We start from the raw sequence: 7,906 nt of genomic DNA, 5'->3' as shown, positions 1-7,906 counted from the left end.
CTGTCGCAAGAACAAAGACGCGGCGAGGGTGGGGCGCCCTGGATTTTATGCAGTCAGGAGGCGGGGTGGAGCCAGATGGCGTTGCCGCCGCCGGAGACCATCTTCAGTTCGAGCACGGTGCTCTTGTCGACGGGCTGGGTGGTGAAGGTGGTGTGGGTGGCGTTGGTGGATGCATCGGGAGCATCGGCGTAGATTTCGGTGGTGTACTTCCCTTCCCCGAGGAAGTCGAGCGGCAGCCGCACGGTGCGCGCGTCCCAATTGGTGATGGAGCCGATGAACCAATCCTTGCCGCTGCGGCGAGCGACGCTGATGTTTTTCATGGGGCGGCCGTCGAGGACGCGGACTTCATCCCACGTTGGGGGGACCTGTTTGATGAAATCGAAGTCGTGCTGGCCGGTGTAGTGTTCGGGGAAATCCGAGACCATCTGCAAAGGACTCTCGAGGACGACGTAGAGCGCTAGCTCATGGGCGCGGGTGCCGAGGCCCATGGGCTGCTCGTTGCGCGCGACGAAGCCTTCGCGGTTGGTGTTGCCGAAGGCGCCGGGCGTGTAGTCAAGCGGGCCGGCGAGCATGCGCGTGAATGGAAGCGTGGTGTTGTGCACGGGCGTGGTGCGAGCGCTCCACTTGAGATACTCCTTGCCCATGACAGCTTCGCGGGTAACCAGATTGGGATAGGTGCGGCGGAGGCCGTCGGGCTTGAACGCGCCGTGGAAGTCGATCATGAGGTGATGCTGAGCGGCGAGGTCGACGACGTGGCGATACCACGCGACCATCTGCTGATCGTCGCGGTTCATGAAGTCGATTTTGACGCCGGCGATGCCCCATTGCTCGAACAGCGGGAAAGCCTGATCCATGTATTTGTCGACGGATGTCCAGTGCGACCAGAGCCAGAGCTTTACGTTCTTCTCTTTCGCATAGCGAAGCAGTTCGGGCATGTCGACGGCGGGATCGAATTTTGTGATGTCGGCGACGACAGCGTAGTCGTCAGGCGATTTGCGATTAGCCAGCGCCCATCCGGCGTCGATGAGCATGTAGGAAAAGCCCGAGGCGGCGGAGAAGTCGATGTAGTGCTTGAGGGTGGCGGTGTTCATGCCGGGCTTGAAGCTGACGTTGGATGCGTAATCGCCGGACCACCAGTCCCAGGAGGTTTTGCCGGCCTTGATCCAGGAGGTATCGGCGACTTTGGATGGAGGATTCAGGTTGAGGATCATGTTCGATTCGACGAGGCGGCCGGGCTCATCGCCAACCATCAGGACGCGCCAGGGCGTGGCGAGCGGCGTATCGGTTTCGACAGCGATGGAGGGATGGTCAATGCGCGGCGCAAGCTGGGTGCGCACGGCGAAGCGCTCCTCGCCTTTGCGCAGATACATGCCGGCGTAGTTTTCGATGTCGGCTTCCGTGATGCCGACCCAGGCAACGCCGGGAACGTTGGCGAGGAACGGAAGGGCAACGAGCCAATCCTTGTGCAATCCGCTGACCTGGCGCATCTGGTACTCGTCTTCGTAGGAGGACTGATAGCCATCGACGAGGAGCGGGTAGGTGATTGCGTCTTTGCTGAAGAGGAAGTCGGTGAGTTCGCGTTCGAGGCGGACGTGCTTGAACGCGGGCTGATCGGGGACCAGCATGCGGAAGGCGATGCCGTCGTCGTAAGCGCGCATCTCGATGGTGAGCTTGCGGCTGCTTTCGTCTTCGAAGTCGGCGCGGAGGGCGTTGTAGTGATCGCGCACTGTGCTGGTTTTGCCCAGGGGGATGTTGTAGGTCTCGTCTGCCTGGCTGGCTTTGACGCTGGTCTGCTTCATGCCGGGGCCGAGGGGCGGCAGGCCGTCAAACTTGAGGCCCAGCATGGATTCGTCAAAGATGCGCTTGCCGTGGAACTCGACGATGTAATGGATGCCGCCGTTCGCGCCGGGACGTGTCAACAGCATCATGGAGACGGCGCCGTTGGGGGATTCGACACGGGGCAAACCGGCTTCGTTCTGGGAGTATGCGCTGGGTGGTGAGACGAGGAGAAGCAGGAGGGAGAGAAGGATCAGGCGCGTGCGGAACATGAGTTCGGTCTCCGAGAGCGGATGGTAACACGCGGAGGGCGGTGCGACGGATGGAGGAGACAGAAGCAGATTCGTTGCGGGTGGCAAAGCAACGGCGAAGACGTGCGTGGGGCCGTGGTGCCCCACCCTGTCGCCAGAAACAAGGCGACAGGATGGGGCACGGAGGTTTGGCAGTGGAACGAATCAGTTTGCGTAGATGCGGACGTAGTCGACGGTCATGTCACCGGGGAATACGGTGGTCTTGTCGGGGTTGCCGGGCCAGTCGCCACCAACGGCGAGATTGAGGATGAGAAATTGCGGGCCCTGATCGAAGGGCCACGTGCCGGGGAAGTTGGCGGGGGTGAAGGTGGCGTAGATGTTGGTGGGGTCGTCGACGTAATACTCGACTTTGCCCTTGGACCAGATCATGCCGTAGGTGTGCCACTCGGCGGCGGAGAAGCCGGCCATGTGGTACTGTTGCGACCCGTTGGCTTCGCTGGCGGCGGTGCCGCCGTGCACGGAACCGGCGAACCAGTCATAGCCGTAGGGTGTGCCGCCGGCGTAAGGCGGCGGGTTGTTGCCATCGATGTGCTCCATGACATCGAGCTCGCCGCAGGCCGGCCAGTTGATGGTCGCGATGTTGTTGCCGAGGAGCCAGAATGCCGGCCACATGCCTTGCGATTCGGGCAGCTTCATTTTGGCTTCGACACGGCCGTACATGAAGCTGAAGAGGCCCTGCGATTTGAGGCGCGCCGAGGTGTAAACGCCGGCGGAGGGATTGCGCGCGACGATGTGCAGGAAGCCGTCAGAGGCGATGTAAGCGGTGGGATTGTTGTTATCGCACGGAGCGGTGGCGGAGCCCCAGGCGCAGTAGGTTTCGAGTTCGTTGTTGCCGCAGCAGTTGGTGCCTGTGTCGTAGGTCCAGGTGGAGGCGCTGGGGCCGAGATTGGTGCCTCCCGCATTGGAGAACTCATCGCTCCAGACAAGGGTGCCGGAGGCGATGGTGGGCGAAAAGGTCTGGGAGGCAGCGGTGCTGTTGTTGTAAGTGGAGGCGACCGCGATTGCTTTGACCGTGATGCTGGACGCGACCAGGAAGGGAGCCTGATAGATCTCAGAGGAGGTGGTGGGCGTGCTGCCATCGAGCGTGTAGTAGATTTTGGCGCCGCTGGTGGAGTCCGCCAGGCTGACGAGGACCGCGCCATTCTGCGCGTTCGCTGTGGAGAGGGTGGGCGTGGCGGCCGTAGGTTTTGTGACGGGCGGCGGATTGTTTGAGTTTGAACCCGAGCCACCGCCACAGGCGCACAACATGGTCCCGGATAAAAGTAACAAGGCAAGCATGGTTCCTCCCGATTTCATAGGTCCCCCCTAAGTGTTGCAGATTGGAATCGCACCGATGAGAGCACGATCTGCGGTGAGCGTCAAGGATGCCCGGCACAGCTGCGTTGAGGGACTCGTGGATGGAAATTCAAACTGCGTTGGCGGGCAGGTGATCGTGAAGCACTTTGGAGAGACGCGGGCTCCCGATTTCGTCAACGGTCCGGATGAGGCGCTCGCGGATGCCGGGGACGGACGAGGCCTTGGCCAGAGCTTCAATGGCGACGGGCGCTTGGCCGTCCTCCTGCTCGATGAGAGCGATGAGGTAGTCAACGGCGGCGGGGAGGCGGGTGAGCGCCACGGCGGTGAGGAGGATTGCGGTGAACCAGGGATCGCTCGCGGCGGGGCCGCCGCTGCGGTGCAAGTGGGTGAAGGCCTGGAGGGCTTCAGGGCGGTGGGTTTCAGCCAGGGCAAAAGCGGCCTCGGCGGCGGTGTCGTCCGCCTGCTCGAGGAAGCGCGCGACAAAGGGGATGGAGGCGGCGGTGTCTATCTCAAGCAGAGTGCGGAAGCAGGTGGAGAGCACCTCAGGATCTTCGCCGGGGATGAGAGTCCGCAGGCGCAGGACCGGGATGGCGAGTTCCCCGATCTGCGCGATGGCGCGCACGGCTTCTGCCCGGACGCTTTTGTCGGCGTCGACCAGGAGGTCAACCAAAAGCAGCAGCAGGTCTTGATTGGCGATGCCCTCGCAGGCAACGAGGGCGTGGGCGCAATTGGCACGCAGGGTCCCAGCGGAGTCAGAGCGGCCGCCCCAGACGGGCTCCATCTGATGGTGGTGCAGTCCGCGAAGGAAGACGTCTTTGTCGCGGCACTCGAGCCTGGCGAGTGCACGGGTCAAGGCGTTTTTGGCCCAGCATTGCGGGTCGCTCTTTTCGGCATTGGTGAAAAAGCGATCGAAGGCGGCGATGAGGTCGGGGACGAGATCGAGGAGCTGGTTGTCTTCCGCGAGGCGCGCGGCTTTGGCGACGAGGAAGTTGTTGCGGTTGGCGATGGATTTTTTTATGAGGGCGATCGCGGCGGGGTCAGGGGGGCGGCCAGTGAGCGCCTCGAGGGCTTCCATCTGTTCGTCAAACGCGCGATGCGCCACGGTGTGCCTGTCTCCTGGACCGAAGATGCGTGACAAGTTTATCGCGGTGAATGGGCGGAGGGGCGCCGATAGCGCTTCTGGAGAAGAAAGCAGATTCCCGCCGGGAATGACAGACAGTTAACCGGGGCTCTCGCTACTCGTCTTCAATGTCTGGCTATGTCCGGGGGGGGTGAATCGGGGTTTGTGGTCTCCCACCCTGTCGCTGGAAAAAAATGCGACCGGATGGGGCACGGTAGCTGACGTCGGGAGGAAGGAAAAGGGGATGGCGCGGCGCCATCCCCTTTTTATCGAAACCAGGATGTAGAGCTTAGAAGTGGTAGGCGACGCCGATGACCGGTTCGTTGAGGTTGAACCATTTGTTGGTGGTCAGGTTCTGGGTGGTATTTCCGCTGCCCAGCCCGAAGTTGGGAACCTTGGAGACGAGGCCGCGGTATTCCGCGCGGATATCGAAGCTGGGACTGATCTCATAGGCAAACCCGGCGCCGTACATTCCGGCGATTTCGGTCTGCTGCTTGGCGTCGATGGAGGTGGTTCCGGAGTTGCGAACGGGAAGGAAGATGAGACCCGCCGGTCCGGCTTCAACGAAGGGGTTCCATTTGCGGAAGGTGAAGCTGCGGACGTACGCACCGGACATTTCCTGGGTACGCGTGAGGATCTTGGTGACGTTGGTATTTCCGACGACGTAACGGTAGGTGTTGTCGTAGGTAAAGCCGTAGTTAGCTTCGATGGCGCTGTTAGGCGTGAGCATGAAGCGGTAGCTGGCCAATGCGCCGTAGCCGGCGTTGGAGTGGACCTGCACGTTGGTGGAAGAAGCAACAAAGGGCGGAATCAACGCGGTGCCGCTGAGGCTCACATCCTGACGGCTTTCCTGAGTTCTGCCTGTGGCCACACACACCGCCAGCAGGAATAGTACGAGTACGATCTTCTTCATTCGATCCTGAACCTCACGACTGTCCAACCGTGCCGGCTGGCAAAGAGCTGTCATTCCGGTGCTCCGGTTGGCGCCGGGCCCCGCTCTGAGCAATTGTAAATGCCCTGAGCGAGCCTTTCTCCGCTGCACAAGGATGAGCTAAGCCTTAGACGCGGAGAAATCTAAACGGTGTCTTCATGAATAACACAAAAGGGGTGTGGAAGGAGGGTTCGAGGAGGTGCTGCTCGAAGGCTTCAGCCGGCCTTCTCCACCTGGTAGTAGAAGGGGGGCCCGTTGCGGCGGGCGAGGTCGCGGACGGTCCGCAGGAAGGCAGTGGCCGCGTAGGAGAGCGCGCCGTGGCGGCGGTGGATGAGGCGGAGCACGCGCTTCAGTTCGAGTTCCGTGACGGTGACGGCGACGAGTTCGCCGATTTCGAGTTCGCGGGCGACGGTGAGGTTGGGCACCAGGGCGACGCCGTTGCCCATGGCAACAAAGCGCTTGATGGCTTCAATGGTGGGCAGTTCGATGTCCATATTGAGAGGGGTGCGGTAGCGCTGGAAGGTTTCGATGACGCGGCGGCGGAGGGGGGAGGCAACGTTGTGCGCGATGAAGCTCTCGTTGCCCAGATCGCTGATGGAGACGCGATTGGATCCGGCGAGGGAATGCCGGGGGCTGACGATGAGGGCGAGGCTGTCGCCATAGACCGCGATGGTGCGGAACTGCTCGGGGTCAGGCCGGAACGAGATCACGCCCAATTCGAACGTGCGGAGGTTGAGCTCGTCGGGAATGTGCGATGCCAGCATGCGCTGCACGGTGACGGTGACTTGTGGGTAGGCGCGGCGGAACTCGTCGATGGCAGGCAGGAGGTAGGTGCAGGTGTATTCATTGGCGGCCATGTGGAGGCGGCCGCGTTCGAGACTCTTCAACTCGCCGAGGGCGGAGGTGGCTTCGCGGCGGAGCGCGATCAGGCGCAGGGCGTAGTCGCGCAACAGGACCCCGGCGGCGGTGAGCGAGCCATCGCGCGCGGCGCGGTCGAAGAGAGTTTCGCCGATGGATTCTTCAAGCTTGCGGATGACCTGACTGACGGCGGGCTGAGTGCGATGGAGACGCGCGGCGGCCCGGGAGAAGCTTTTTTCTTCGGCGACGGCTAGAAAGGTTTCGAGCTGATTAAGTTCCATGTGGCGCTCCTGCGGAGCGCAGGGAATACGGAACAGGGAATAGGGAGGAGAACGGATGCAGTGTGCGCTCGAGTTGTGCCGATGGGTGCGTCGTTCTCCTCCCTGCTTCCTTTTTCCTACTCCCTGCCTTCATAAGTAATTGTAATCGCGTCTACAACAATAATAACTTTGCCTTATATCGGGCGGATCGGCGAGACTAAAGATGTTCGGACGACGGCTTCCCTCACCAGGTGAGAGTTATGACAACAGATCACGTAGCGTTTTTTGACACCACTTTGCGCGACGGCGAGCAGTCGCCGGGCTGCAGCATGACCACGCAGGAAAAGCTGACGATGGCGCACGCGCTGGAAGACCTGGGCGTGGACATCATCGAGGCCGGATTTGCCATGGCCTCAGAGGGCGACTTCGCGGCGATCGCGACGATTACGCAGGCGATCCGGCGGCCGAAGATTGCCTCGCTGGCGCGCGCCAAGAGCGACGATATTGAGATGGCGGCGCGGGCGGTGCAGTTCGCAGACCGACCGCGGATTCATGTGTTCCTGGCGTCGAGCGATTTGCATCTCGAGTACAAGCTGAAGATCAGCCGGCAGGAGGCACTGGACCGCACGGCAGAGAGTGTGCGGCTGGCGCGGAGCCTGGTGGATGACGTGGAGTTTTCGCCGGAGGATGCGACGCGGTCGGATCGCGATTTTCTGGTGGAGATGGTGCGGGTGGCGGTGGAAGCCGGCGCAACCACGATCAACATGCCGGATACGGTGGGCTACACCACGCCGGCGGAATACGGGAAGATGTTCCGCGATGTGCGCGAGCGGATTCCGGCGGTGGACGCGCAGGGGATCATTCTGTCGTCGCATTGCCATGATGACCTGGGCTTGGCGGCGGCTAATTCTCTGGCGGCGATTGAGGCCGGGGCGCGGCAGGTGGAGTGCACGATCAACGGCATTGGCGAGCGGGCTGGCAACGCGGCTCTGGAAGAGATTGCGGCGGCGCTTTATGTGCGAGCGGATCACTACGCGGTAGAGACGGGGATCAAGCTGAACCAGCTTTATCCGACAAGCCAGGTGCTGGGGAACATCATCACGTTCAAGCCGTCGCCGAACAAGGCGATTGTGGGCGCGAACGCGTTTGCGCACGAGTCGGGGATTCATCAGCACGGGATGCTGGCGAATCCGCTGTGCTACGAGATTATGACGCCGGGTCTGGTGGGTGTTTCGAAGACCAACCTGGTGCTGGGCAAGCACTCGGGGCGCGCGGCGCTGCGGCATCGGCTGGAGGAGCTTGGGTTCACGCTCGATCGCGATGAGCTGCAGCATACGTATTACCGTTTTGTGGC

6 protein-coding genes are annotated in these 7,906 nt (G+C 61.9%); 1 reads left to right on the top strand and 5 read right to left on the bottom strand.

The annotated features are described in order from the left end of the window. Positions 1-53 precede the first annotated feature (53 nt). The 5 genes from VGL22_RS09175 to VGL22_RS09155 all read right to left on the bottom strand — a co-directional run bounded on the left by VGL22_RS09175 (position 54) and on the right by VGL22_RS09155 (position 6,573). Positions 54-2,048, bottom strand: coding sequence for a glycoside hydrolase family 97 protein (locus VGL22_RS09175; protein ID WP_465266606.1), 1,995 nt, complete (start codon positions 2,046-2,048; stop codon positions 54-56). A 183-nt stretch (positions 2,049-2,231) separates the two neighbouring features. Further along, positions 2,232-3,365, bottom strand: a complete 1,134-nt coding sequence (locus VGL22_RS09170) for a family 16 glycosylhydrolase (RefSeq protein ID WP_465266605.1) — start codon at positions 3,363-3,365, stop codon at positions 2,232-2,234. Between the two features lie 127 nt (positions 3,366-3,492). Then, the gene (locus tag VGL22_RS09165) at positions 3,493-4,485 is read right to left on the bottom strand and encodes a HEAT repeat domain-containing protein (protein WP_465266604.1); all 993 of its coding nucleotides are present in this window, start codon (positions 4,483-4,485) and stop codon (positions 3,493-3,495) included. Positions 4,486-4,792: 307 nt separating this feature from the next. Beyond that, positions 4,793-5,416 (bottom strand): outer membrane beta-barrel protein, encoded by a 624-nt coding sequence (locus VGL22_RS09160; protein WP_465266603.1) that lies wholly within the window; start codon positions 5,414-5,416, stop codon positions 4,793-4,795. 233 nt (positions 5,417-5,649) lie between these two features. Next, positions 5,650-6,573 carry a LysR family transcriptional regulator gene (locus tag VGL22_RS09155; RefSeq protein ID WP_465266602.1) on the bottom strand — a complete coding sequence of 308 codons (924 nt, stop codon included), beginning with the start codon at positions 6,571-6,573 and terminating at the stop codon, positions 5,650-5,652. Positions 6,574-6,812: 239 nt separating this feature from the next. Between VGL22_RS09155 and VGL22_RS09150 the strand changes: the two genes are divergently transcribed. Next, a partial coding sequence (locus VGL22_RS09150) for a 2-isopropylmalate synthase (RefSeq protein ID WP_465266601.1) occupies positions 6,813-7,906 on the top strand: 1,094 nt, incomplete at its 3' end.

The sequence above is a fragment of the Occallatibacter sp. genome (assembly GCF_036502485.1).
GTDB lineage: Bacteria > Acidobacteriota > Terriglobia > Terriglobales > Acidobacteriaceae > Telmatobacter.
This window is presented reverse-complemented; position numbering and strand designations above follow the sequence as displayed.